Source organism: Croceicoccus mobilis, from assembly GCF_001661965.1.
Lineage (GTDB): Bacteria > Pseudomonadota > Alphaproteobacteria > Sphingomonadales > Sphingomonadaceae > Croceicoccus > Croceicoccus mobilis.
Genome location: NZ_LYWZ01000025.1, coordinates 69,048 through 94,864, shown reverse-complemented (window position 1 = coordinate 94,864; position 25,817 = coordinate 69,048). Strand labels below are relative to the sequence as shown.

General features: G+C 62.0%; 23 protein-coding genes. 9 read left to right on the top strand and 14 right to left on the bottom strand.

The window, feature by feature from the left end:
- Positions 1-44 precede the first annotated feature (44 nt).
- Entirely contained in the window at positions 45-2,366 is a 2,322-nt protein-coding gene (locus tag A9D13_RS14685; RefSeq protein ID WP_066775305.1) for a patatin-like protein, read from the top strand.
- 6 nt (positions 2,367-2,372) lie between these two features.
- Here A9D13_RS14685 and dnaJ read toward each other — a convergent pair whose 3' ends face one another.
- Both dnaJ and dnaK read right to left on the bottom strand, forming a co-directional pair.
- On the bottom strand, positions 2,373-3,503 hold the full coding sequence (dnaJ, locus tag A9D13_RS14680; RefSeq protein WP_066775302.1) for a molecular chaperone DnaJ: 1,131 nt from the start codon (positions 3,501-3,503) through the stop codon (positions 2,373-2,375).
- Positions 3,504-3,724: 221 nt separating this feature from the next.
- Complete coding sequence (dnaK, locus tag A9D13_RS14675) at positions 3,725-5,650, bottom strand: molecular chaperone DnaK (RefSeq protein WP_066775299.1); 1,926 nt, start codon at positions 5,648-5,650, stop codon at positions 3,725-3,727.
- A 183-nt stretch (positions 5,651-5,833) separates the two neighbouring features.
- Between dnaK and A9D13_RS14670 the strand changes: the two genes are divergently transcribed.
- Both A9D13_RS14670 and A9D13_RS14665 read left to right on the top strand, forming a co-directional pair.
- Entirely contained in the window at positions 5,834-6,391 is a 558-nt protein-coding gene (locus A9D13_RS14670) for a copper chaperone PCu(A)C (protein ID WP_172808184.1), read from the top strand.
- Positions 6,392-6,468: 77 nt separating this feature from the next.
- A complete protein-coding gene (locus A9D13_RS14665; RefSeq protein WP_082922446.1) occupies positions 6,469-6,876 on the top strand; it encodes a hypothetical protein in 408 nt (135 codons plus the stop codon).
- Between the two features lie 84 nt (positions 6,877-6,960).
- Here the strand turns inward: A9D13_RS14665 and A9D13_RS14660 are convergent, their stop codons facing one another.
- The 4 genes from A9D13_RS14660 to A9D13_RS14645 all read right to left on the bottom strand — a co-directional run bounded on the left by A9D13_RS14660 (position 6,961) and on the right by A9D13_RS14645 (position 9,505).
- Complete coding sequence (locus A9D13_RS14660; protein WP_308420375.1) at positions 6,961-7,221, bottom strand: YMGG-like glycine zipper-containing protein; 261 nt, start codon at positions 7,219-7,221, stop codon at positions 6,961-6,963.
- A gap of 168 nt (positions 7,222-7,389) precedes the next feature.
- The gene (gene grpE / locus A9D13_RS14655) at positions 7,390-7,959 is read right to left on the bottom strand and encodes a nucleotide exchange factor GrpE (protein ID WP_066775290.1); all 570 of its coding nucleotides are present in this window, start codon (positions 7,957-7,959) and stop codon (positions 7,390-7,392) included.
- Positions 7,960-8,010: 51 nt separating this feature from the next.
- Entirely contained in the window at positions 8,011-9,078 is a 1,068-nt protein-coding gene (hrcA, locus tag A9D13_RS14650) for a heat-inducible transcriptional repressor HrcA (RefSeq protein ID WP_373288748.1), read from the bottom strand.
- Between the two features lie 190 nt (positions 9,079-9,268).
- Entirely contained in the window at positions 9,269-9,505 is a 237-nt protein-coding gene (locus A9D13_RS14645) for a hypothetical protein (protein WP_066775286.1), read from the bottom strand.
- Positions 9,506-9,724: 219 nt separating this feature from the next.
- On the opposite strand from A9D13_RS14645, the gene rph reads away from it, so the two are divergent.
- The 5 genes from rph to A9D13_RS14620 all read left to right on the top strand — a co-directional run bounded on the left by rph (position 9,725) and on the right by A9D13_RS14620 (position 12,451).
- On the top strand, positions 9,725-10,441 hold the full coding sequence (rph, locus tag A9D13_RS14640) for a ribonuclease PH (protein WP_066775284.1): 717 nt from the start codon (positions 9,725-9,727) through the stop codon (positions 10,439-10,441).
- Positions 10,438-11,073 (top strand): RdgB/HAM1 family non-canonical purine NTP pyrophosphatase, encoded by a 636-nt coding sequence (gene rdgB / locus A9D13_RS14635; protein WP_066775282.1) that lies wholly within the window; start codon positions 10,438-10,440, stop codon positions 11,071-11,073. The genes rph and rdgB overlap by 4 nt, the downstream gene beginning before the upstream one ends.
- Positions 11,074-11,079: 6 nt before the next feature.
- The gene (locus A9D13_RS14630) at positions 11,080-11,592 is read left to right on the top strand and encodes a DUF2938 family protein (RefSeq protein ID WP_066775280.1); all 513 of its coding nucleotides are present in this window, start codon (positions 11,080-11,082) and stop codon (positions 11,590-11,592) included.
- 99 nt (positions 11,593-11,691) lie between these two features.
- Positions 11,692-12,039: a hypothetical protein gene (locus A9D13_RS14625; RefSeq protein ID WP_066775277.1), complete on the top strand. Its 348-nt coding sequence runs from the start codon at positions 11,692-11,694 to the stop codon at positions 12,037-12,039.
- A gap of 187 nt (positions 12,040-12,226) precedes the next feature.
- The gene (locus A9D13_RS14620) at positions 12,227-12,451 is read left to right on the top strand and encodes a hypothetical protein (protein ID WP_066775275.1); all 225 of its coding nucleotides are present in this window, start codon (positions 12,227-12,229) and stop codon (positions 12,449-12,451) included.
- A 4-nt stretch (positions 12,452-12,455) separates the two neighbouring features.
- Here A9D13_RS14620 and A9D13_RS14615 read toward each other — a convergent pair whose 3' ends face one another.
- The 5 genes from A9D13_RS14615 to A9D13_RS14595 form a co-directional block, all read right to left on the bottom strand.
- Positions 12,456-15,236 (bottom strand): bifunctional diguanylate cyclase/phosphodiesterase, encoded by a 2,781-nt coding sequence (locus A9D13_RS14615; protein WP_066775272.1) that lies wholly within the window; start codon positions 15,234-15,236, stop codon positions 12,456-12,458.
- Between the two features lie 291 nt (positions 15,237-15,527).
- Positions 15,528-17,057, bottom strand: a complete 1,530-nt coding sequence (locus A9D13_RS14610; RefSeq protein ID WP_066775269.1) for a SulP family inorganic anion transporter — start codon at positions 17,055-17,057, stop codon at positions 15,528-15,530.
- A complete protein-coding gene (locus A9D13_RS14605) occupies positions 17,054-17,737 on the bottom strand; it encodes a carbonic anhydrase (RefSeq protein WP_066775267.1) in 684 nt (227 codons plus the stop codon). Before A9D13_RS14605 ends, A9D13_RS14610 begins: the two co-directional genes overlap by 4 nt.
- 129 nt (positions 17,738-17,866) lie before the next feature.
- On the bottom strand, positions 17,867-19,177 hold the full coding sequence (locus A9D13_RS14600) for an ATP-binding protein (protein WP_082922445.1): 1,311 nt from the start codon (positions 19,175-19,177) through the stop codon (positions 17,867-17,869).
- On the bottom strand, positions 19,174-19,881 hold the full coding sequence (locus A9D13_RS14595) for a response regulator (RefSeq protein WP_066775261.1): 708 nt from the start codon (positions 19,879-19,881) through the stop codon (positions 19,174-19,176). The genes A9D13_RS14600 and A9D13_RS14595 overlap by 4 nt, the downstream gene beginning before the upstream one ends.
- Positions 19,882-20,608: 727 nt before the next feature.
- Between A9D13_RS14595 and A9D13_RS14590 the strand changes: the two genes are divergently transcribed.
- Positions 20,609-23,038, top strand: a complete 2,430-nt coding sequence (locus A9D13_RS14590; RefSeq protein WP_172808183.1) for a YadA family autotransporter adhesin — start codon at positions 20,609-20,611, stop codon at positions 23,036-23,038.
- Between the two features lie 199 nt (positions 23,039-23,237).
- Here A9D13_RS14590 and A9D13_RS14585 read toward each other — a convergent pair whose 3' ends face one another.
- Genes A9D13_RS14585 through A9D13_RS14575 form a run of 3 tightly spaced genes read right to left on the bottom strand, consistent with a single transcriptional unit; the run spans position 23,238 to position 25,815 of the window.
- Positions 23,238-24,005: an ABC transporter ATP-binding protein gene (locus A9D13_RS14585; protein ID WP_066775258.1), complete on the bottom strand. Its 768-nt coding sequence runs from the start codon at positions 24,003-24,005 to the stop codon at positions 23,238-23,240.
- Positions 24,005-24,964 carry a FecCD family ABC transporter permease gene (locus A9D13_RS14580; RefSeq protein WP_066775255.1) on the bottom strand — a complete coding sequence of 320 codons (960 nt, stop codon included), beginning with the start codon at positions 24,962-24,964 and terminating at the stop codon, positions 24,005-24,007. The genes A9D13_RS14585 and A9D13_RS14580 overlap by 1 nt, the downstream gene beginning before the upstream one ends.
- On the bottom strand, positions 24,961-25,815 hold the full coding sequence (locus A9D13_RS14575) for an ABC transporter substrate-binding protein (RefSeq protein ID WP_082922443.1): 855 nt from the start codon (positions 25,813-25,815) through the stop codon (positions 24,961-24,963). The genes A9D13_RS14580 and A9D13_RS14575 overlap by 4 nt, the downstream gene beginning before the upstream one ends.
- Positions 25,816-25,817: the final 2 nt, after the last annotated feature.

Here is a 25,817-nt window from a genome sequence, read left to right as displayed (position 1 = left end):
TGATTCACTGGCTTTTAATCGGTCCGGGTGTCACAGTCCCTTGCATGAGGGAGAAGGAACTGCGGATCGCGCTCATCTGCTATGGCGGCGTCAGCCTCGCCGTATACATGCATGGCGTTACGAAAGAGACCTGGCACCTCGCCCGCGCCGCCAATGAAGCAGCCAGCGGAGCGCCGCCATCGCGTGGCGTCGAAAGCGCCTATCGCCGCCTTCTCGATGCCATGGCGAAGAAGGGCGACACTCGCCTGCGGGTCGTGCCCGATATTCTGGCCGGGGCCAGCGCGGGCGGGCTGAATGCGATCTTCCTGGGCGAGGCATTGCTGACGGGCCGCTCGCTCGATCCCCTGACCCGGTTGTGGCTCGATTGCGCGGACAGCGATGTGCTGGTCGCGCCCGAGGCACGACCCGGCAATCGCTTTTCGAAACTATGGGCACAGCCGCTGGTCGAATGGGCGCTGCGTCGCCCCGGCAATGCCGTCACCCGCACCGTCGCACCCGAAACGCGAGAAGAAGTGCGCGGCAAGCTGTCGCGCCTGATCCGCTCACGCTGGTTCGCGCCGCCCTTCTCGGGGATCGGCATGGCCCGGCTGATCGACGATGCGCTGGTCGCCATGTTGCGGCAGGAGCCGGGCCCGTCACTGATCCCCGATGGCCATCCGGTCGACCTGTTCGTCACCGCTACCGATTTTCGCGGCTCCAACATGCCGCTTCGGCTCCATTCGCCGGCCATGGCGCGTGAGACCGAGCATCGCCTGCCAATCTCTTTCCGCGCCCATGGCGGTGACCCGGTCATGGCGCCGCGCCCCGACCTCGTCTTTGCCGCACGCGCGACCAGCAGCTTTCCCGGCGCCTTCCCGCCCCTCACCGTCGCAGAGATCGAGGCGCTCGCAACCGAGCGCGGCCAGAACTGGGACAGCCGCGAGGAATTCCTCCATCGTGTCATGCCGCATCACGTTCACGCGGGCGACATCGGCAATGTCGCTCTGATCGACGGGGCGGTGCTGGTGGGCGCGCCCTTTGCCGAGGCCATCGCCGCCCTTTCCGGTCGCCCGGCGACGCGGGAAGTCGACCGGCGCTTTATCTATATTGATCCGCGCCCTGATTTTCGCATGGGCCACGGCAACCCCGGCGAACCCAATCGCGAGATCGGCTTTTTCAGCGCAATATTCGGCGCATTGTCCGCGATCCCTCGTGAACAGCCGATCCGCGATGATCTGGAACGCATCGCCGACCATAGCCGAGAGGCCGCACGCCTGCGCGCCATCGTCGATGCCCTGCGCCCCGAAGTCGAGGCGACCGTCGACCGCCTGTTGGGAAGGACCTTGTTTCTTGATCGCCCGACGCCCGAACGGCTGACCAAATGGCGTCGCCGCGCACAACAGGCCGCCGCCGAGAACGCGGGTTTCGCCTTCCATTCCTACGCCCGCAGCAAATATGCCGGGATCATCGAGAACCTCGCCGGCCTGATCCGCCGCGCCCATCCCGGCGACAAACCAAGCCGCGAAAGCATTGCGAGCACGCTGTCAGGCTTTCTCGAGCACCATGGTCTCGCCAGCCTTTCGGGCGGAAAAACCGGGGCGAGCGAGGAAGCGATAAGCTTCTTTCGCACCCATGATCTCGGATTTCGCATCAGGCGGTTGCGCCTGCTGGCGCGCAGGCTGTCGCCCGGTGACATCGGCGGTGCCCTGCCCGCAGAAAAGCGCAATGCCGCGCGCGACGCGGTCTATGAAGCGCTCTCGATCTACACCCGGCTTGATGGCGTGGAAGCGCTTGGGCCGGGATTTCCCCCTGTCGCCAGTCGCATCTTTTCCGATCCGGAGGCCGCGCTCGCCCATATTGCCGCGACACGCGACCTGGCCGAGACCGACCCCAAGGTCGATGCGCTTCTTGCCGATGGGTTGTCGCCGCTACCGCGCGAACAACGAAGGGTGCTGCTGCTCGCCTATCTGGGTTTTCCGTTCTACGACATTGCGACCCTGCCGCTATTGGGGGCGCGCGGATTCGACGAGTTTGAACCGATCAAGGTCGACAGGATCTCCCCCGAAGACGCCAGCGCCATTCGCGGCGGGGGTGCGGCGGAAAGCCTGAAAGGCATCGAGTTCTATAATTTCGGCGCGTTCTTCAGCCGCGCCTATCGTGAGAATGATTATCTGTGGGGTCGCCTGCACGGGGCGGAAAGACTGATCGACATCACCGCCTCCACGCTGGAGCCGGAGAGTGCCCTGCCCGCCGGCCTTATGGCCGATATCAGGCGGGAAGCCTTTCTCGCCATCCTTGCCGAGGAAGACGAGGCCGGACAATGCAGCGCCCATCTGATCGAGGCGCTGCGGCGGGAAGTCATGGAAGGCCCTGCGAAGCGCGAATGAAGCAACTTAGCGCGGCTTGCCCCAGCCAGCCTTGATCCGCTCGAAAAAGCCCATCGAATCCGGGCATTGGTTCTGCGTTTCGCTCTGCTGGAATTCGCGCAGAAGCTCCTTCTGGCGCGAGGAAAGCTTGCGCGGTGTCTCGACTTGGATGTCGACGATCAAATCGCCGCGACCACGGCCCTGCAGCACCGGCATGCCATCGCCGCGCTTACGCAGTTGTTCGCCTGACTGCACGCCCGCGGGGATATTGACCGTGATCCATTCGCCATCGAGACCCGGCAGGCTGACCGTGCCGCCCAGCGCCGCCTTGGAAAAGGTGATCGGGACCTTGGTGAAAAGATTGGTGCCGTCGCGTTCGAACACATCGTGTCGGCGGACATGCATGAAGATATAGAGGTCACCCGGAGGCGCGCCCTGCGGCCCTGCCTCGCCCTTCCCTGAAAGGCGGATGCGGGTGCCGGTCTCGACGCCCGGGGGAACGGTGATTTCAAGGTTCTGCGGCATGTCGACGCGGCCTTCGCCGCCGCATGCACGGCAGGGAGTGGCGATCACTTCGCCGCGGCCATGGCAGGTCGGGCAGGCGCGTTCCACCACAAAGAAACCTTGCTGAGCACGCACCTTGCCCATGCCGGCGCAGGTGTCGCAACGCTTGACGTCCGTGCCGGGCTCCGCGCCCGAACCGTGGCAGGGTTCGCAGGTCTGGGACACCTCAATCGAAATTTCGGTATCCTTGCCATGGAACGCCTCTTCCAGCGTGATTTCCATGTCATAGCGCAGGTCCGCGCCCCGGCGCGGGCGGCCACCGCCGCCACCGCCGCCGAATGCGGAGCCAAAGATCGTCTCGAAAATATCGCCGATGTCGGAGAAGCCGCCGGGATGCCCGCCACCGCCGCCACCACTGGCGGCCTGCTCATATGCGGCATGGCCATAACGATCATATGCAGCGCGCTTCTGCGGATCTTTCAGGCAGTCATACGCACGGCTGATCGCCTTGAACTGGGCCTCCGCCTCGGCATCGCCGGGGTTGCGGTCCGGATGGAAACGCATGGCCAGCTTGCGGTAGGCAGACTTGATCGTCTTGTCGTCGGCCGTGCGTTCGACCTCCAGCAATTCGTAAAAGTCGATTTCCGTTTCCACTAAGCTACCCCATGGGACATGCCCGCTCGCGACAAGCGGATGGTCCTTCGATCCTGTAATTCCAGAAAAATCGCGCCGTGTTTCCGCACGCGCGAAAAACGTAATAGACCCGCGCCCCTATCAGCAAGGTTAACGCGCGCTCTTAACGCTTCCTTGCGTAACGGAGGCGCGGGCCATTTATCAAGCCCGGCCCCGACATTGCTGCCGGGGCCGGTATCTGATCAGGCGTTCTTGCCGTCTTCATCCACTTCCGAGAACTCGGCGTCGACGACTTCCTCGTCGGCTGCCTGGTCCGCGGCAGCAGCGTCACCGGCGGCACCTGCCTCGGCCTGCTGCTTTTCGTAAATGGCCTGCCCCATCTTCATCGCCTTTTCGGCCAGGGCCTGGCTCTTGGCATTGATGTCGTCGACATCGCCGCCTTCAAGCGCGGTCTTCAGCTCGGCAATGGAAGCCTCGATGTCGGCCTTGAGGCTTTCGTCGATCTTGTCGCCGTTGTCCTTGATCTGCTGTTCGGTCGAATGGACGAGGCTGTCGGCCTGATTGCGCGCTTCGGCGCTGGCCTTGCGCTTCTTGTCCTCTTCGGCGAACTTTTCTGCGTCCTGCACCATCTGGTCGATGTCGGAGTCCGACAGACCGCCCGATGCCTGGATGCGGATCTGCTGCTCCTTGCCGGTGCCCTTGTCCTTGGCCGAAACGTTCACGATGCCATTGGCGTCGATGTCGAACGTGACCTCGATCTGGGGCACGCCGCGCGGTGCGGGCGGAATGCCGACAAGGTCGAACTGGCCGAGGATCTTGTTGTCCGCGGCCATCTCGCGCTCACCCTGGAAGACGCGGATCGTCACTGCCTGCTGATTGTCATCGGCAGTCGAGTAAACCTGCGACTTCTTGGTCGGGATCGTGGTGTTGCGGTCGATCATCTTGGTCATGATGCCGCCCAGCGTCTCGATACCCAGCGACAGCGGGGTCACGTCGAGCAGCAGCACGTCCTTGACGTCGCCCTGCAGAACGCCAGCCTGAATGGCAGCGCCCATGGCCACGACTTCGTCCGGGTTCACGCCGGTGTGCGGTTCCTTGCCGAAGAAGCTCTTCACGACTTCACGCACCTTGGGCATGCGGGTCATGCCGCCGACCATCACGACATCGTCGATCTCGCTCGCCTTCACGCCCGCGTCGGCCAGAGCCTTCTTGCAGGGTTCAAGCGTGCGCTGGATCAGGCGATCGACCAGCTTTTCAAGGTCCGAACGGCTGATGTTTTCCACCAGATGCAGCGGGGTGGTGCTGCCACCCTCCATGCGCGCGGTGATGAACGGCAGGTTCACTTCCGTGGTCTGGGCGCTGGACAGCTCGATCTTCGCCTTTTCGGCGGCCTCTTTCAGTCGCTGCAGCGCCAGCTTGTCCTTCTTGAGGTCCATGCCTTCCTTCTTCTGGAAGGAATCGGCCAGATATTCGACGATCGCGCTGTCGAAATCCTCACCACCAAGGAAGGTGTCGCCATTGGTCGACTTCACCTCGAACACGCCATCGCCAATCTCGAGGATCGAGATGTCGAAAGTGCCGCCGCCAAGGTCGTAGACGGCAATGGTCTTGCCGTCTTCCTTGTCGAGGCCATAGGCGAGCGCAGCCGCAGTCGGCTCGTTGATGATGCGCAGGACTTCAAGACCCGCGATCTGGCCGGCGTCCTTGGTCGCCTGACGCTGCGCGTCGTTGAAGTATGCAGGAACGGTGATGACCGCCTGCGAAACGGTTTCGCCAAGATAGCTCTCGGCGGTTTCCTTCATCTTCTGCAGAGTGAAGGCCGAGATCTGCGACGGGGAATAATCTTCACCGCCCGCCTTAACCCATGCGTCGCCGTTCTTGCCCTTGACGATGTCATAGGGGACCAGCTCCATGTCCTTCTTGGTCATGGGGTCTTCGAAGCGGCGGCCGATAAGGCGCTTGACGGCAAAGATCGTGTTGTCGGGATTGGTCACGGCCTGGCGCTTTGCCGGCTGACCGATCAGGCGCTCGCCATCCTTGGTAAAGGCGACGATCGAGGGCGTCGTGCGCGCGCCTTCGGAATTCTCGATGACCTTGGGCTTGTCGCCGTCCATCACCGCAACGCAGCTGTTGGTCGTGCCGAGGTCGATGCCGATTACTTTAGCCATTGTACTTGTTTTCACCCTTCTACTTGCTGACACCGCGTTTGGCACACTCCCCACAGGGGGCAAGCAGACCGGTGCGGCTCTTCATTCTGAAGCGCGATATAGGGGCGCTTTTCGGTGGAACAAGTGGGCCACGCCCCCTATCTGATGCCCATCAACAACTGTCCGTGGGAAAGACGCCTGTCCATGCGCAAACTAACCCTGATTACCGCAATCGCCTTGCCGCTGGCGTTGGCCGCCTGCGGGGAAAAGCCTGCGGGCGAAAATGAGACCGCCGCCGAAACCGGCCCGGTCGCGCCCGCGCCGGTCGAGGAGCTGGGCATGGTGCTTTCGGATGCGGTGGTCCGCCTTCCCGCCGTGCCGGGCCGCCCGGGTGCCGCCTATTTCACGCTGCAATCAAAGCGCGATACCCCGATCCGCATTGCCAGCGCATCGGTAATGGGAGCAGGCGAAGCCGAACTGCACGAAAGCATCGTCGAGGACGGGGTCGCGATGATGGCCTCTGCCGGTTCGATCCTGATGGAACCGATGGAAACCGTGGCCTTCGCACCCGGCGGCTTCCACGTGATGCTGTTCGATCTAGACGCCACGCTGGTAGCGGGCGGAACCACGGATCTGACGGTAACACTTGATAATGGCGACAAGATTTCGGCGACGGCGCTGGTAATCGGGCCGGCGGATGATCTGCCGGGGCAGGATGATGTCGGCGCGATGAGCATGGATCACGGGGAGATGGCGCACTGAGCCGCCCCCTCCCTCCTGCAATCCCCGCTGGCGGCACACGGCTGCTGACGGATGGTGAGAAGGCACTGGTGCATTCGATGTTCGGTACGGCCATCGATACCGGCCCGGTGTCGATCAGGCGCCGGAAATGGTTTCCCTTTCAGCCATCCAACACGGTGATGGCGCCATGCGGGCACATCCACTTCCCTGCAGAACACGCCCACTACACCGATGATTTCGCCGACGCCTCGATCACGGCGCAGGGATTGTTCATCCACGAAATGACGCATGTCTGGCAGGCCCAGCAAAAAGGCAAATACTGGCTGGTGCTAATGCGCCACCCGTTCTGCCGCTATGACTATTCTGTCCGTCCGGGCTGGCCGCTGAAACGCTATGGGATCGAGCAGCAGGCCGAAATCGTGCGCCATGTATTCATGCTGCGCCGGGGCCGAACGGTCCGTGGAGCGCCCCCGTTGGCACAGCTTGAGAGCATACTTCCTTTCTGATCATACCGGGCATTCCGGCCCAAGCGAAAAGGGCCGCCCCGACGCTTGGTCAGGGCGGCCCTTTCGGTCTGGATCGGCTAGGCCTTACTTGCAGTCGTTATCCAGATAACCTGCATCGTTATAGCCGTCGCAGGTGTCATTCTTGTCGGTGAAATAGCCGATGGCACCGCCAGCAGCTGCGCCCACAGCGGCAGATGTGCCGACATCTGCGCCCGTCACCGCACCAACGCCAGCGCCCGCCGCCGCGCCAAGCGCAGCGCCTTCGACGGCATAATTATCGGCGCATGCACCAGTGGCCAAAGCGCTGGCAGCTACAAGCGGGAGGGCGATCTTCTTGATGTTCACGGGAGTTCTCCGGTTCTGTCTCTGATGTGAGAGTAGAACCGGGATGCTGCGACCATGGTTCCTGAATAACCGTCATACGTGCTGCAGAACGGTCAAACGGAAGCGCCTTGGGCAGTCATTGCGAGCCACCGCTCAGGTCAGCGCGGCGGCTCGCAATTGAACAACAGATCAATCGGGCTTTTTCGCCACGGCCACCATCGCAGGGCGCAGCAGGCGGTCCTTGATCATGTAACCAGCCTGCATTTCCTGCACGACCGTGCCGGGTTCGGCGTCGTCGGTCGGCATCTCGATCATGGCCTGGTGCTGATTGGGATCGAGCGGCAGGCCCATGGCGGCGATGCGGCTGATGCCGTGCGAAGCGAACACCTTCTCGATCTCGCGACCCGTGGCCTCGATCCCGGCGACAAGGCCCTTCCACTTCTCGTCCTCGCGCAGTTCGGCGGGGATCGCCTGCAGCGCGCGGGCAAGATTGTCGGAAACCGAGAGGATGTCGCGGGCGAAACCGGTCGCGGCATAGGCGCGCGCGTCGGCCACTTCCTTTTCCATGCGGCGGCGCAGGTTCTGCGTGTCGGCACGCGCGTAGAGCACCTGCTGCTTCGCCTCGTCCAGCTCAGCGTTCAGCTTGCCGAGCGCCTCGTCGATGGATTCCTCTTCGGAGTTCTCACCGTCGATCATGTCTTCCGGCACGCCCTTCAGTTCGTTTTCGACGGCCTCGTCGTGCGTTTTGTCGTCGCTCATGGCGTTTTCTGTATTCCTGCTAATCCGGTAAAAATCTGTGTTTCCAGCCGATTACCGGCCAGAATGACCCGCACGCACATCAAGGCTGTTGCCAAGGCTGCGTGCCGTGAAATCCACCATGGGGACGAGGCGGGCGTAATTCAACCGCGTGGGGCCGATAACACCCACCACGCCGACGACCTTTCCGTCGCGGTCGCGGTAAGGCGCGGCGATGACCGAAGAACCGGAAAGCGAGAACAATTTGTTCTCCGACCCGATGAATATCCGCGCCCCGTCAGCCTCTCGCGCATTGTCGAGAAGGGCGGCGACCTGTTCGCTGCGTTCGATATCGTCGATCAGCATGCGCACACGCTCCAGATCGCCAACGGCAGTTTCATCGAGAAGGTTCGCCTGACCGCGCACGATCAGCACCGGACGCCGGGCGGCATCTTCGCTCCATACCGCAAGGCCGCGGGAGACGAGGTCGCGGGCCGCATCGTCAAGCTGCGCCCTTTCGCTGGCCAGTTCGCGGTGCATCGCCCGGCTGGCCTCTGCCAAAGTGCGCCCGGCAAGCTGGCTGGTGATGTAATTCCCCGCCTGTTCAAGCGCGGAGACATCGGTTCCCGGTGCGAGTTCGATCAGACGGTTCTCGACATCGCCATCGTCACCGACCAGCACAGCGAGCGCCCTGCCCTCACCCAGAGGCACGAGGCTCATTTGCCTGAGGCGCGGTTCGCGTGCCGGCACCATAACCACGCCTGCACAGGCCGAAAGGCTGGAAAGCAAAGCAGAGGTTCGGGCCAGTGCGGTCTCGACCGGGCCGCTCGACGACAGCTCTCGTTCGATCGCGGCACGTTCGGCAGCGCTGGGTTCGGCGACCTGCATCATCCCGTCGACAAACAGGCGCAGCCCCGTTTCAGTGGGCAACCGCCCTGCACTGGTATGCGGCGCGGCCAAAAGGCCCAGCCGCTCCAGATCCGCCATGACTGACCGGATCGAGGCGGAGGAAAGCTCCAGCCCCGCAGCCAGCGATTTCGATCCGACCGGCTGGCCGTCCGCGATATACCCCTCCACCACGCGGCGAAAGATTTCGCGAGCGCGGTCATTGAGTTCTGGAATGGATGGGCCGGAAGAGAACATCATGCCGGATTTAGGTGCTGCGCGACGCAGGCTCAAGCCTGATTCACGGGCACCGGCTTATCGCGGCCTGAAAGGGTGGGTCTGTACCGAAATCATGGCTGTTCGCGCCGGCCCGCTAACCAGGCCCATAATCGAGCCATCCCAGCGCAGTGTCATGGATCCGGAGTTGCCCGGACAATGACATACAGCCCTAATTATAGGCGGACTGCGCCTTGCTCCAGCGCCCGCCGCGGCAACGCCGATATTCGCGAAGGGCTTTCGCCTCGACCCGGCAACGCGCACCGTCATCCATCTTGGAAACGAGTTCGGTCTGCGCGGCAGCAGGCCTTGCAGTCTCTGCCTGCGTCGAGGCGATCGAAGATGCGGTAAGCACCATGCCCATCACGGGCAGCGCGGAAAGGCCGGAAATCGCAGTCAGGAGATTCAAGCAGGTAACTCCGTTTGGGGGAGCCGCGCCTTTAACCGCGCAACTGCTGACGATTGGTGCCCAATGCTGGTCAACACCGGGTTAATGGCGGGCTTCTTCCCCAGTGCAGGCTTCGTAACGATCTAAACGCGCCTTGCACCGCGCGCCCGTTCGCTCCACAGGGGGCGCAACACGGCGCCCCATGCGCCATTTATGACGACACAAGACAAAGGTATTCCCATGCGCCCTTCCGGCCGTTCCGCCGATGAAATGCGGACGATCACCATCGAAACCGGCTTCACCAAGCATGCAGAGGGTTCGGTCCTCGTCAGCTTTGGCGACACCAAGGTGCTGTGCACCGCCAGCGTGGAAGAGCGCGTTCCGCCCTTCATGCGCGGCAAGGGCGAAGGCTGGGTGACCGGCGAATATTCCATGCTCCCGCGCGCCACCCACACCCGTGGCAGCCGCGAAGCGGCCAAGGGCAAGCAGTCGGGCCGCACGCAGGAGATCCAGCGCCTAATCGGTCGTTCGCTGCGTTCGGTCACTGATCTCAAAAAGCTGGGCGAGCGCCAGATCACCCTCGACTGCGACGTGATCCAGGCCGATGGCGGCACCCGCACCGCTTCGATCAGCGGTGCATGGGTCGCCCTGCGCCTTGCGGTGAATGGGCTGATGGCATCGGGCGCGATCAAGGAAGACCCCCTGCCCCGCAAGATCGCTGCCATCTCCTGCGGCATCTACAACGGCACGCCGGTCCTCGACCTCGACTATAGCGAAGATTCGAGCGCCGACGCCGACGCGAATTTCGTGCTGATCGAAGGCGGCCACATCGCCGAAGTTCAGGCCACCGCCGAAGGCGCGACCTATGACGAGGAGCAGCTGCTGCGCCTCCTGCGCCTTGCCCGCACCGGCTGCGACGAAATCTTCAAAGCGCAGGCAGCCGCGGTCTCGGCATGACGGACACTCCCCGTCTCGGTTCCGGCAGGCTGGTCATCGCCACCCATAATGCGGGCAAGCTGAAGGAAATCTCGGCCTTGCTCGCGCCCTATGGGATGGACTGCATCTCGGCAGGATCGCTGGGCCTGCCCGAACCGGCCGAGACGGGGACGACCTTTGTCGAAAATGCGCTGATCAAGGCGCAGGCTGCGGCGAAGGCGTCGCAGATCGTGTCGCTGGCCGATGACAGCGGCCTGTCGGTCGATGCTCTGGATGGCCGCCCCGGCGTCTACACCGCCGACTGGGCGGAACGGCAATGGTTCGAAGGCGCGCCGGGCCGCGACTGGTACATGGCCATGGGTAAGGTCGAAGGGCTGCTTTCGGAACAAGGGGCGGACGTTGATCGCTCTGCCCATTTTTCCTGCACGCTGGCGCTGGCATGGCCCGATGGACGACACGCGGTCTATGAAGGGCGCGTCAACGGCTCGCTCACCTGGCCGCCGCGTGGGGAGATGGGTTTCGGCTATGACCCGGCCTTCGTGCCCGAAGGACGCGAGCAGACCTTCGCCGAAATCGACCCCGGCGAAAAACACGCGATCAGCCACCGCGCCGATGCCTTCGCCAAGCTGGTCGCAGAGCAGTTCGGGGCCTGAGGGAAAATGCCTTCCGGAACAATCGACCTGCTCATCTTCGCATCTGTCGTTGGAATCGGATCAACTCTGGCGCTGGACCTGTTCGCCGCACTCTCGCGCCGAACGATCGGCATGGGCGGCAGCGACTGGGGTCTTGTCGGGCGTTGGCTGATGGGCCTTTCACGCGGAGAGTTGGCGTTAGCCGACAGGGAAACAGCAACCAGCGCAATCGAACAGGCCAGTGGGTGGCTATTCCATTACGCCGTCGGCGTCCTATACGCGCTGATGCTGCCGGTCGTTGGTGGCACTGACTTCCCGGTCCAGCCGAGTGTGCCGCCAGTGATCGTGATCGGGCTGGTGCTGAGCTCGCTTGCCGGCACGATGATCCTGATGCCTGCGATGGGTGGAGGGCTATTTGGCGCCAGACTTGAAAACAGGCGCGCGCGCATTGCCTATGTGATCATCGCCCATACCGTATTTGCGGCCGCACAATTCGGATTTTCGGTTATTTTCGCGATGCTTCAGCCGCTTGGTATCTGATACAATCATGACAGGCCGTCATTAAGACAAATTCAATCTTCGTAACCGACCTTTTACCCAGCAATACCGCCCTCCCACACTGATTGTGTAGGTCGCAACATGATCGCCACGGAAGCCGAGCGCGCACCGCTGCGCGCGCGCTGCAAATATCGCATTGGAACGGGGATGGCGTTTCCGGCGCAGCTGACCTCGCTGTCTGCGGACGAAGCCCAAATCGAAGGCATCTCGCGTCAGCTTCGCCTGCGAGACCGGCTTACCGTTTCGTTCGGGGGCCTTCACGGTATCGATGCGGAAGTCGACTGGATCGAGCGCGGCAGTTCAGCGCGACTGCGCTTCATCAATCCGCTCTACCCCGCAGTCCATACCTTCGTGATGGCGAAGCTGCGCGGCGCAAATTTCGAAGTGCGAAGGCACAAGCCCAGACCTGCCATCCGCGCCTGTTCCTGACCGCTTCGCCGCCAATGCATGGACCGATACAGGGCACCATGCGCCAATTGCGCCATGCCCGACCTGCTGACCGATGCAGAGGAGCGTCCTCTTCCCGGCACCATGCGCGAAAGCTTCGAGCTTATCGTCAAGTCCCTGAGCCGAAGCGATTGGGGGCTGGGTCGCGGCAATTGCCCGGATCGACAAGTTGCGCGCCATACTGATCCATGACGCGATGGCCGATTTCGGCTGGCGGGTCGAAGTCGACGACGCCAGCTGGCAAAGGTCCTGCTATGCCTGGCACTTCCCGAAATGGACTGCAGCCGTTGGCGTTCGCGTCAGGGGTGCACCCGACAGCGACTGGTATCCCGTTTCAGAGATTCATCCAGGTCGCGGCCGCCGGATCAAGCTGCTCGACATAGCGCGCTATTGAACAGTCATGCCGCGGAAACCTTGGCTGGCGGTTCTCCCATGACAAGGCTTTCATTCATCACGGCAGGCTTGCCGAAATAGAAGCCCTGCGCTTCCCAGCAGCGTTCCTCGCGCAACAAGGCGAGATCGTCTTCGGATTCCACGCCCTCGGCCAGAACCGGCAGGTCGAGACTGCGGCCAAGCGCCAGAACGGCCTTGATGATAGCAAGCGAACCGGCGTTGCGCTTTGCATCCATCAGGAAGGTGCGATCGATCTTGATCTTGTCGAATTCGAATGAGTTGAGCGTATCGAGGGAAGAATATCCCGTGCCGAAATCATCAATGGCAACCGTCACGCCAAGCGCCTTTATCTGGCGCAGATTATGCAGCGCACGCAGCTTGTCGGAGATGATCGCGCTTTCGGTAATCTCAACCTCCAGCCTGTCAGGCGACAGTCCACTATCGGCCAATGCTTCGGTAACCAGAGAAAAGAGTTCCGGCTGAACCAGCTGGAGGGGCGAGATATTGATCGCCACCTTATGCGGTTCTTTCCAGCGCGCAGCTTCCTTGCAGGCGGTCCGCAGGACCCATTCGCCGATGGGGAAGATCAGTCCGCTTTCCTCGGCAGGCTTGATAAATTTCTCTGGCGACACCTCGCCCAATACCGCGCTGTTCCAGCGCAGCAGCGCCTCGTAGCCGACGATTTCGCCGCTATCGACCGAACATTGCGGCTGGTAGGCAATATGGAACTCATCCCTGTCCAACGCATCACGCAACGCAGCCTGCAGGGCCCGCCGCTCTTCCGACTGCCGATCCATCTCGCTTTCATACCGACACCAGTTGAGCCCCGGGCTTGCCTTTGCGCGATACATGGCAAGATCGGCGCTGGTGAGGAGCGCCTTCCACTCCTGCCCGTCCTCCCCGGCTAGCGCGATGCCTACGCTGCCCGCGCTATTGATGGCACGATTGTGGAGGATGGCGGCGAAGTTCACTGCATTGGCAAGCCGTTCGGCAAGTTCACCGATGGCGTCCTCGCCGCCCTCCAACCGGGCGAACACCGCAAATTCATCACCGCCCAAACGGGCTGCCACACCCTGCCGGGCAACGGCGCGCGAAAGCCGGTCCGATACCGTCTGCAGCAGTGCGTCACCCACGGCGTGACCATAGGAGTCGTTCACCTCCTTGAAACGGTCCAGGTCGACGATGGCCACGGCAAATCCGCCATTTTCCATCTGTCCCATCGCACATTCGGCCTCCACCAGTCGGCGAAACGCCTCGCGATTGGGAAGCCCCGTCAACGCATCGTGGCTGGCCATGAATTCCAGCCGTTCAGCCGCCTTCTGCCGCTCCGTCACGTCCTCGATCGTCAAGACCCTGCCACCATCCGATAACAGGCGCTCACTGATGGCAATCGACAGGTCTTCGTCGATCTCGACCTGAACGAAGCCATTGCGGTCCTTGCCATTCTCGATCTGGTCGATCAGCCTGCGCGCTGCCGCGCCATCCCGCGGCACGCCATGGTCGACAAGCCGCTGGATCAACGTGACCTCGGTCAGCTCGCGATTGTCCATGCCGATCTTCACGCTATCGACGGACTGCCCGAATATCTGCGGGAAGCGATCATTGCTCAGCTTTACCCGGCCACCGCTATCGAACAGAACAAGCCCCTGCACCATATTGCCGGTCGCCGCTTGCAAATCAGCCCGGATCTGGCGCTGATGCTGTTCAGCCTCAACCTGCGAGGTGATATCGCGCGTGATCTTGGCGAAGCCCATGAAGCGGCCGTCGCCGTATACGGGCTCGATCGAGACATCGGCCCAGAAACTGCTGCCATCCTTCCGGATGCGCTGTCCGCGCGCCTTGAATATGCCGGTGGAAAGTGCCTGCGCCAGTGCCGCCTGCGGAACGCCGGCCCTGCGGTCCTCCGCCGGGTAGAAATTCGCGAAGGGCCTGCCGACGATCTCCTCACGCTCATAGCCCTTGAGCTGACGGGCGCCCTCATTCCAGGTCAGCACATTGCCCTCGGCATCAAGCATGTAGACGGCGGTGTCCTTCACCCCTTGCACCAGCACCGAGAATTCGCGCGACCTGCGGCCCAGAACCAGTTCGAAGATATGCATCGACAGCGACAACGAAAGCGCCCAGCCGATCAGGACGAGCGAACCGACCCCGATCAAAACCCCAAGCTCAAGCGGAGGGAGCGTAAACTGACGGGCCGGCATGCCCCCGGTGATGACGAACTCCATCGCTTCCATTGCGGTAAAATGGATGACAATGACCGACAGGGCGAGCAGAGGAGCGCCAAGCAGATAGGCTCGCCGCCGTTCGAGGCGAATAATCACCGGAATGGCGCATCCGGCGATCAGTGTGCCTGCAACGATGGAAAGCGCGATGAGGCCATAGTCCCACTCGACATGACCGTTGAAGCTGGACGCTGCCACGCCAACGAAATGCAGTCCGGAAGTGGCAAGGCCGCAAAGCATGCCGGAAACCACATTGCCGCGAAGCCCGTTGCCCGAGTTCATGCCAAAGGCGAAGGCGTAGCCACCCAGACCGATACCCAGCGAAAACAGCGTTTGCACCGGAAGATAGGTCAACTGATCCGGACCGTGGTGGCCGAGCATGGCGACGAAATGCGTGGCCCAGATCCCGCCACCGGCCGTGATTGCAGCAGCCAGCATCTGACCGTGCCGCTTCTTGTCGTCCCCCTTCAACGCGGTGCGCAGCATGAAGGTCGCGACAAAGGCTGTGCAGATGCAGATGACGCCTGCCAAAGCCGTTAGCGCGAAATGACTGATTCCGTTCATAATTTCGATCCCGTCTGAAGCTGCGGAGATCTCATGAAATGCTTAACGGAATATGGAGCAGATCTGTAATTTCACCCTAAAAAGCGTATTTTTTGCAGAATTTAAGTTCTATTTTTGCAGATAAATTTGAAAATTTGGCAGAATGCGCGTTGTCTGCGCGGCGGATTAGAATGGCTAAATCGCCATCGCCACCTGGCAAATCCATGTGTTGGGGCCATCGGCCCGTCCCAACAAAAAATTGGCCGGACGCTCGAGGGAGAGCGCCCGGCCAATCATGAAGGATCGCGATGATCAGGAAAAGCGATCCACCATGTGTTGGGGACCATCGACGACGACATGGTTGCCCAGCTTCCTGCGACGGGCGACCCACTCCTTGAACTGCTCCGCCGAGGTGTGGTCGAAACCGTTCACCTGGTGCAGGTCCACCCGGACAGGGCGCGACATCGGGATCGTCTCCAGCCGCTTCGTCAATCCGGTGAGGCTGAGGAAGGTTGCACTGCCGCCCAGCTTGACCTCACGATGCTCGCCTTCATCGTCCTCTTCGACCTTCAGCTTAAGGCTGCGGCGGTGCGGAATAAGCTCCACCAAAGTCAGGGCAAGCCCGACAAGCACGCCGGTCAAGAGATCGACCGATACGACCAGCACGAAAGTCACTGCCCATACCAAGGCCGGAAAAGGCCCATAGGCAGAATAGAGGTGGCGAACATGCTTGAGGCTGACGAGCCTCCAGCCGGTCACGACCAGCACGCCACCCAGCGCCGCCATGGGAATCTCGCGCAGTACGAAAGGCAGGAGCGACACGAAGCCGAGGATCCAGAAGCCGTGAATGACGGTCGACAGCCTCGTCTTCGCACCCGCCTGCACGTTTGCGGACGAGCGCACGATCACACCCGTCATCGGCAAGGCGCCAACCAAGCCGCACAACAGGTTGCCGACGCCCTGTGCGCTCAATTCCTTATCGTAATTGGTGCGCACGCCGTCATGCATGCGATCGACCGCAGCGGCCGAGAGCAGCGTCTCGGCGCTGGCGATGAAAGCAACCGCGATGGCGGCAACGATGATCGTCGGCGTCAGCATGGTGGCGATGAACCCATCACCCGGAGCGGCGACCGCCCCGATGATGCTTTCAGGCACATCCACCTTCGCGATGTCGAGCCCCAGCCCCATGGCAAGCAGCGTCGCGGCCATCACGCCCAATAGCGCGCCCGGCAGCAGGCCCATGCCCTTTGGCCGGAACTTTTCCCACCCCAGCATCACGCCAATGGTAACAAGACCGACCATCAGCGCCAGTTCGGTAGCCCTGAGATCGAAGGGAGTGAGGCCCAGCAAACGCGCCGGCATCATGGCAAGATTGTCGACGCCGCTCGATTGTGGGCGTGCATCGAACAGCAGATGGAACTGACCGACCACGATCAGCGCACCTATGCCGGCGAGCATGCCATGAACGACCGCCGGAGAGATCGACCGGAAAAACGCGCCAAGCTTCATCCAGCCGGCGATCAGCTGTAACGCGCCAGCCAGTACCAGCATCGGCCCCAATGCCGACAGGCCATTGGCACTGACGAATTCGAACACGATAACGGCAAGACCGGCTGCCGGTCCGCTGACCTGCAGGGGCGAGCCTGCGAAAAGGCCGACGACGATGCCGCCGATGATCCCGGTCAGAAGGCCCTTCTCAGCCGGGACGCCCGAAGCGATCGCGATGCCCATGCACAGCGGCATGGCGACGAGGAAGACGACGATCGAGGCGGTGAAGTCGCGCGAAAAGTGGCTGAACATGCCGCCCTTTTCGTCTTCGGCCGGGATGGCGGCGGCGGTCATTCCGCTGCCTCCGCCAGCATGTAGCGGGCATTTGCGGGATGGGCGACCGGCAGCGGCTCATTGTCGCGTAGTGCCGACCATGTCCCTTTGTCGCCGTCATAGCCCAGAACCTGCCCGGCATGAATGTCGACGAACCAGCCATGCAGGCTCATCTCACCCGAAGCCATCGCCCGTGCGACCGACGGGTGAGTGCGCAGGTTGTTGAGCTGCGCGATGACGTTCTCAAGGCTGATCGCACGGATGCGATCGGCGCCTTCCAGCGAAGGCGTGCAGGAGGACACGACATGCTCTGCCGTCATGCCATGCTTCAGCCAGGCCGCGACATTGGGCATGGCTTCCAGACCATCGGGATAGGCAACCGCCTTCATGGCGCCGCAGTCGGAATGGCCGCACACGATGATGTCGCGCACGCCCAGTGCTGCAACCGCATATTCCACGGTCGCCGAAACGCCGCCCAGCATCGATGCGTAGGGCGGAACGATGTTTCCGGCATTGCGGCAGACAAACAGGTCACCGGGGCGCGCCTGCATGATCTCTTCGGGCACGATGCGCGAATCAGCGCACGAGATCATGAGGGCCTGCGGGCTCTGTCCGTCACGGGTCAGCGTGCCGTAAAGCTCGGCACTATCAGGGAAAATTCGCTTTTCGAAGTCGAAGACGCGTCCGATAAGTTCGTTCACGAGTAGGCTCCTTTGACTGAAACAGCGCGCGGATCGAGGGTGAGGCGCTGCTCAAATCATGGTTTCTACTTCGTGAGTTTTTCTCCAGTCGTTCCGCTTTGTAACCTTATGTTGCTGCGACTGCGAATTTCACTCGCCCAGCGGCAGGAGGACCGTGGCGCGAAGACCGCCCGCCTTGCGATTGGCAAGCTTGAACCGCCCCCCCTCTGCCCGAACGATCCGGTCGACGATGGCAAGGCCAAGGCCCATACCGCGCGTGTCACGGCTACGCGCTTCGTCAAGCCGGGTGAACGGTTCGAGCACATCTTCCAGATACTGTTCGGGGATGCCCGGTCCCGTGTCCTCCACCACGATGACCAGCTCACCATCCTGCATGCCGATGCTAAGCGACGCGTCACCCGCGTAATGGAGGGCGTTTTCCACGAGGTTCGACATGATCCGGCGCAGAGACAATGGCCTGCATTTGATCTCCAGATGACCGGGGCCTTCGTAATTGGCCGGATAGCCACGATCGATCGCGTCATCGACCAGGGTCATCGCGCTTGCCGCTACATCAATCATTTCACGCGGATGGCTTACGCTGCCGGTCTGGTTGAACACCTGAAGCGATTCGAGGAGATGTCGCATTTCGGCGAGATCAGCCTCCATCGCGGCGCGCTCTTCGCTATCTATCTCTGAATTCTCCAGCCGCATCTGCAGGCGGGTCAGCGGCGTTCGCAGGTCATGCGCGATGGCGGAGATCGTAAGCCTGCGATTGTGCAGCAGGTGATGGATCCTCTCCTGCATGACATTGAAAGCCTCGATCAATTGCCGGACCTCGCCCGACCCCGTTCCCGGCAGGGGGATTGGCTTGTTATCATCGCCGACCCGGCGCGTCGCGGTGATGAGGCCGCGTAGCGGTTGCATCGCCTTTTTGACCAGCAATACGCCCAGCGCCATCAGAAGCAGCGTGGGCAAGGCAAGAGCGACCAGCCGCTCGGCATTGAGACGACCGGCCTCATGCGCATGCAGCGTGAAATTCACGACCGATCGGTCGGTCAGGATCATGCTGCCCGAAATATCGCCCTTTTCCGACAGCGGAGCCAGATGCAGGCGTAAACCGGTCCGCGCGAGGTCGCCTTCGAAAGCGATCATCTGCTGACGCAGCTTGTCGAGTTCGAGGCTCGCGGGGCGCCGCGTTCCCATTTCACGCCAATCGATTGCCAGATGCTTGGTCGTAAGCTCTTCGATCAACGGCTCGCGCCTTTCCGGCGCTGCATCGTCGAGAATGCGATAGGCCACGACCAGCCTTTCGGCCATGCGGTGCGTGTCCTCTTCCTGAAGGGAAAATTCGCTCGCGCGCTCGAACACCACGGCATTGATGATGAAGTCGAGTGCGACGACGACAAGCAGGATCGCCAGCAGTCGACCCGTCAGCCCGATGGAGCGGGCCGATTTCAAACCGATTCAACCTCGGCGCTGAGCATGTAGCCGATGCCGCGCACCGTCACGATAGGCGCATCATGCCCTGCATGCGAAAGCTTGCGGCGCAGCCGGCTCACCAGCACATCGACGCTGCGATCCGATGCGTCACCGATGCGAGAGCGCGACATCTCGATCAGCCTCTCGCGCGCGATTACTCGCTGCGGTTTCTGGACGAAGGTTCCAAGCAGGTCGAATTCCGCAGTGGTGAGATCCACCAGCGCGCCCGACGGCGAACGCAGTTCACGACGGGGCAGCGACAGATGCCAACCCTCGAAAGTGAATTCGTCCCGCCGCTCGCGCTTGCGCGGCTGCCCCTCGTGCCGGCGCAAGACTGCGGTGACGCGCGCCACGAGTTCGCGCGTGCCGAAAGGCTTGGGGAGATAATCGTCCGCACCCAATTCAAGCCCGATGACGCGATCGGCTTCCTCGCCCCTTGCGCTGATGAAGATGACGGGAATGTCGCTTTCCATCCGCAAGCGGCGAAGCAGGTCGATACCCGTTGTGCCCGGCAACATGATGTCGAGCACGATGAGATCGGGTTCACCTCGCTCCAGGCTCACCTGCATCTCCGCCCCCGTAGCGGCGCTGCGCACTTCGTAGCCGTGCTCCTTCAACGCACGTGATATCAACGCACGAAGCGGGGCGTCGTCCTCGACGACCAGAATGGTCTGCGCACTCATCGTGTCACCGGAAGAGATAGGGCTTTCAACGGAACTGGCCATGGAACGGAAGGTTCGCTTTCATCTATCGCGCCGTTAGCGGGCGAGCAAGCCACGTGGACAAGGAACATCGCCTAAGGGCGGTGGCGGCATCGGCAGTGTTGCGGCGCGCACGATAGCGGCAGGGCCATTTCGAACGTGTGGCTCGATTGTTACAAATTCTATCTGGCGCCTCTTTCAGCCAAGGCCTGCCGCTTTGCCGGATTAACCGCGTTCGAGAACCAGACGAATCAATGCTGTTGCGGGCGCAAGTTTCACTGACATTCTGCATAAAGAGGCGCTGGAGCGCCGGCGATTTGGCGAAAAGCGGCTGAATTACGATAACCGTTCCGCAACATTCGCATTTTGGGACAGGTTGCACCGATTATATGCAAGTTGAAATATAATTTCCGAAGCTCGATCATAAAAATCCCGCCGGTGAATCGACACCAAAATCCGAGTCCGATGCAGATCAATTTTGCAAAGAATGTATCGTAATTTCTGAAAAAACCGCCTGGCTAAATTCAGATTTTTCGGACCATGATACTTTGGTAAAATTTTGAATTACCTTGCAGTTACTTTACCTTAACGGAAGAAACGAAAGGCTTGCGTCGTCGAAAAGCCCGTCAAACGGGACAGTGGGAGACGCAAAATGAAATTCAACGGGAAGGTCCGGCTTCGGACCGTGATGGCAGGATCGGCAGCTTTGATGGCAGTGGCCACAGCATTGAATTCGCAAGAGGCAAAGGCGCAGTCGTTGCAGCCGGCCGTCGACGTATGCACCGGCATATCGCTAGAGCCATCGGCAGTCACCGATATCATCGACCAGGCGAACGATCCTCTCATCACCTCGCTCACTTCGCTTACCGACAACGTGATCGACATCAACGCGTATCTCGGCGGCATTCCACTTGTCGGCAACATCCTCGGTACGGGCGACGTCCTCGATATCAGCGATGTCGATATTGAAATCGACGACATTCTCGCCAGCATCGCGGCGGGCGACAATATCGGCCTCACCGTACTCGACACCGACGGCAATCTGATTGCGCCGTCGGACAACTGCAATCTTACCGCTGACGGCTATACGCTTGGCACCGCGCAGGGGATTACGATCGGCGGGAACCGGATTAGCGGCCTTGGCGATGATGGCGCGACCGGTATGGCCAACGACCTCGATTCCATCGCCATCGGCAATCGCGCCCTGACCGAAGTCGGTGCCGATGCATCCGTGGCAATCGGTACGGATGCCACCGCACAGGTCGCGAACAGCGTTGCGCTGGGTACCGGCTCTGTCGCAGATCGTGCCGGGATGGCCGGTTACAGCGCCCCGGGCCTTGCGGGCACTTATAACAGCGTGGGAAGCGTCTCGGTGGGCAGCGCCGGCAATCTGCGGCAGATCACCAATGTCGCTCCCGGTACGCAGGACAGCGACGCAGCCACCGTGGGACAAGTTGTCGGCGCCGTGGCCGAACTGGCCGACGATGCCGTCCTTTACGATGACGACGCCAAGACGTCCGTCACGCTGGCAGGCGCTGGCGGCACCATTATCGGCAATGTCGCGGATGGCGAGCTATCGGGCACATCGATGGAAGCGGTAAACGGCTCGCAGCTCAATACAACCAATCTGAATGTGGCGCAGAACGCAGCCGACATCGCTGCAATCGATGGCCGCGTCACCACGAACGAGAGCGACATCGTCACACTCGACGGACGGGTGACGACGAATGAAACAAGCATCGCCAATATGGACGGACGCGTCACGCAGAACGAAAGCGACATCTCCGACCTTCAGGCATTGTCCGTGCAATACTCGGATGCCAGCCAGAGCAACATCGTGCTGGGAGGCGCGGGCGGCACCACCATTTCGAACGTCGCCGACGGGGAAGTTTCGGCGACGAGCAGCGAAGCTGTGAACGGAGCCCAGCTCTTTGCGGTGCAGTCGCAGGTCGACCAGAACACGAATGATATCGCCGCTGTCGACATGCGCGTTTCGACCAATGAAACGAATATCACCAATCTCGATGCCCGCGTAACCACGAATGAGACCGATATCTCCAATCTCGATGACCGTGTGACCATCAACGAGGGCGACATCGCCAATCTCGACACGCGGGTCACCATCAACGAGGGCGATATCGCCGATCTCGACACGCGGGTCACTGTGAACGAGGGCGATATCGTCGATCTTGGCACCCGCGTCACGACGAACGAGGCCGACATCTCGAACATCGATGCGCGTGTCACTGTCAACGAAGGCGATATCGTCGATCTTGGCACCCGGGTAACGAACAACTCGGTCTCGATCACCAATATCCAGGCACAGGTCGACAATGTGCCGATCGGATATGTTTCGGATAGCGATCCGGCGATGGCCAGCGCCACGCCTACGCAGACGACAGCGCTTATCGGCGCGAACCCGTCGGCTCCGGTAACGCTGAACAATGTCGCGGCGGCAAGCCTGTCTGCAGGATCCACCGATGCGGTGAACGGCGCCCAACTTTACGCGACCAATCAGCAAGTCGCCGTGAATACGACCAATATCGCAATCAACCGCACGGATATCGACACCAACACCGCCAATATCGCCACCAACCGGACCGATATCGACACCAACACCAATGCGATTTCCAATATCCAGAACAATTACTCTGGCAGCGTTGTCGTGGCGGTGCAGTATTCCGATCCGGATAATCCGAACGTCTCGAACGGGGGTACGGTGACCAACGACGTAGCACTCATCGGTGCCGACAGTTCTTCCCCCGTCGCCCTGCACAATGTCGCGACAGGCGTGCTGCCCAACGATGCTGTCAATGTCCAGCAGATGCAGGACGGGCTATCCATGGCGATCGACTACACCGACATGCGCTTCGCCCAGCTCAATTACGACCTTGAGGAACTGAGCGAACATGCGAACGCCGGCACGGCCGCCGCGATGGCAACCGCGGGGCTGCCGCAGGTGATCGAAAGCGATGGCCGCATGATGGCCGGCGCAATTGGCCACTATCGTGGAGAGACTTCCTTTGCCCTCGGCTTCTCGACCAGTTCGAACGATGGACGCGCGGTCGCGAAGGTGAGCGGCACGGTCAATACACGCGGCTATGCCGGCATCAGCGCTGGCGCAGGTTTCGCGTTCTGAAGCCGGAATAGCAATTGGAGATAGATGAAAGGGAGAGGTTAGCCCGCCGCAGTCCACTGGCGGGCAACATCAACCGGGCGGCGGCCCGGTCTGCCGGGACCTCGGATGGAACTGGCCAAGAACAGAACTGACGGACCCACTCTCGAACACTGGCCCCGGAATCGCGCCCTCTCGCGTTTCCGGGGTTGTTTTTGCCAGTTCAGATCGAAAGCGCGCGCGCCCCCGCCTGACCCAGCCAACGAACATCTGCACGCCAGACCCGCGCGATCGTTTCGGCAGACAGGGCCTGTTCGGGCGGAGCATCGGCGACTATCCTGCCAGCGTCGAGCACGATCACGGTGTCTGCGATGTTCATGGCAAGCGCGAGATCATGCATGACCACGGCCAGCCCCCGCCCCTGCCTCGCCTGTTCGCGCAACAGGCGGGCAAGATCGCGGGCATGTCCGATATCAAGACTGGCAAACGGCTCATCTGCCAGAATATAGCGTGGCTTCCCGGCAAGCACGCGCGCCATCATGGCTCGCGCCCGCTCCCCACCCGACAAGGTAGACAGGGGACGGTCGGCTAGCGCACCCAGTTCCATCGCGGACATCGCCTCGCCGACGGCGCCGCGGTCTTCTTGCGCAGCAGCGCGTGCCGGTCGCCCCGGAACCGCACGCCATGGCATGCGGCCCAGTCCGACAAGGGTCTTCACATCGACATCCCATGCGGCTTCAGCATCCTGCGGCAGAAAGCCAAGCGTTCGCGCGCGGACTCGAAGCGCGATCCCATCCAATGATTTCCCGTCTATTGAAAGCTCACCTCGCACAGGCCGGAGCAGGCCGGCAAGTCCGGCAAGCAGGCTCGATTTGCCCGCCCCGTTGGGGCCGCAGATCGCAGTGATCGCGCCGGGCCGAATCGCGATGTTCGCACCCTCGATCACCATCCGCTCCGCGCGCGCGATCGCCAGATCCTTCGCTTGCAGCATCAGGCAAGCTCCCGCCGAAGCCGCAGCAAAAGGACGAGGAAAAAGGGTGCGCCCAAAAGCGAAAGCGCGATACCCAGACGCAATTCACTCACCAGCGGCACGATCCGGCATACGGTATCGGCGACCAGCACCAGCATTGCGCCTGCAAGCGCGCTCGGCACGATCAGGCTGGAGGGACGCCGATCGGTAAGCGGGCGGACGATATGCGGGACCATCAGCCCCACGAACCCGATGATCCCCGCCACGGCGACTCCGGCCCCGATGGCGAACCCCACACCGATGACAATAAGCCATTGCAGCCGCCTTGCATCCACCCCAAGCGACGATGCAGTCTGCTCACCCAGCATCATCGCGTCGAGCGACGGCCCGGCGAAATACAGCACGGCAAGACCGATGAGCGTCAGCGGTGCGGCAATCCAGACGTCGGACCAGCTCCGGTCGGTCAAGGCACCCATCAGCCAGCGCACGATCTCCGATGTCGCAAAGGGATTGGGCGACAGGCTAATGGCAAGGCTGGTGAGCGTACCTGCAAGGCTGGCGATCATCAGGCCCGCCAAAGCGAAAAGCGCAATCCCGCCGGTACGCCCTGCAATCAGCGCCAGCATCGCCATCGCCCCCGCCGCGCCGACAAGTGCAAATCCGGGCAAAGCCAGCGGCACCATGCCCAATCCCAGCAATAGCGCGAGAACCGCTCCGAAGGCAGCGCCCGGCGCAATGCCGAAAAGCCCCGGATCGGCCAGCGGATTGCGCAAATAGCCCTGCATCGCGGCCCCGGCCCCGCCAAGACCGGCACCGATCACCAGGGCAAGGATTCCGCGCGGCAAGCGCAATTCGGCAAGGATGATCGCGGCATTCGGCACCGGCTCGACACCGGGGAATATCCAGACGCGCCCCGCCAGAAGCGACAGCGGCAACGCGATCGCAATTGCCGCAAGCAGGATCGGCACCAGCCGCCTCATCGCGCATGGTCCCGGCGAATTCGGGCCAGCCGCCCCACCGCCCGCGCAATGGTCGGTCCGCCGCAATAGACGAGGCGGGCGGGAAAGGCCGCCTGCTCGACACCCAATGCATCGAGAGCCGGATGACGAAGTCTGCGCGTGTCGTCATCCACCACATCATCATCCGGGCCTGCGACAAGGATCAGCGGCGGGGGATCGGCGATCACGTCTTCAAGAGGCAGGACTGCGCCCTGCCCCAGCCCGCGGCCCGCACTCCAATTGGTGAAACCGGTATGATCGAGAAGGTCGCTGACCAGCGTCTGTTCACCGGGAACAAGCCCGCCAGCCTGCCAGACGAGAGCCGGGAGGCGCTCGGCGCCCGCAGGCGGTGCCGCGCTTGCCAATCCCGTCTCCATGCTTGCGACTAGCCTTTCGCCCTGCTTTTCGGCATGCGCCACGCGGGCAAGCTGCCGCACCTGAGCCTTGGCGTCAGCCACAGAGGAGATCGATCCCATCTTGACCACTTTCAGCCCCATGGACGCCATGGCCTGTTCGGTGGCGGGCGGCAAAAAACTGCTGGCGATGACCAGATCCGGCGCCAAAGCCGCCACTTCCTCGGCGCTGCCCGAGGTCGAAGGAAAATCGGCGGCCTGTGCCGGGGCCATCGAGGAACTGCCGGGATCATGGCTGTAATGAGAGATCGCCGCCAGCTTGCCGGGGGCAATATCGGCGAGGATCGCATCGGCACATGGATTGAGCGACACGATACGCATCGCATCGCTTCCATCCGTTTCCGGCGCGGGCGCACAGGCGGCCGTGACCAGCGCACATACCGCCAGCACACCCGAACCCGAAGCGCGCCGCGCCTTCACCG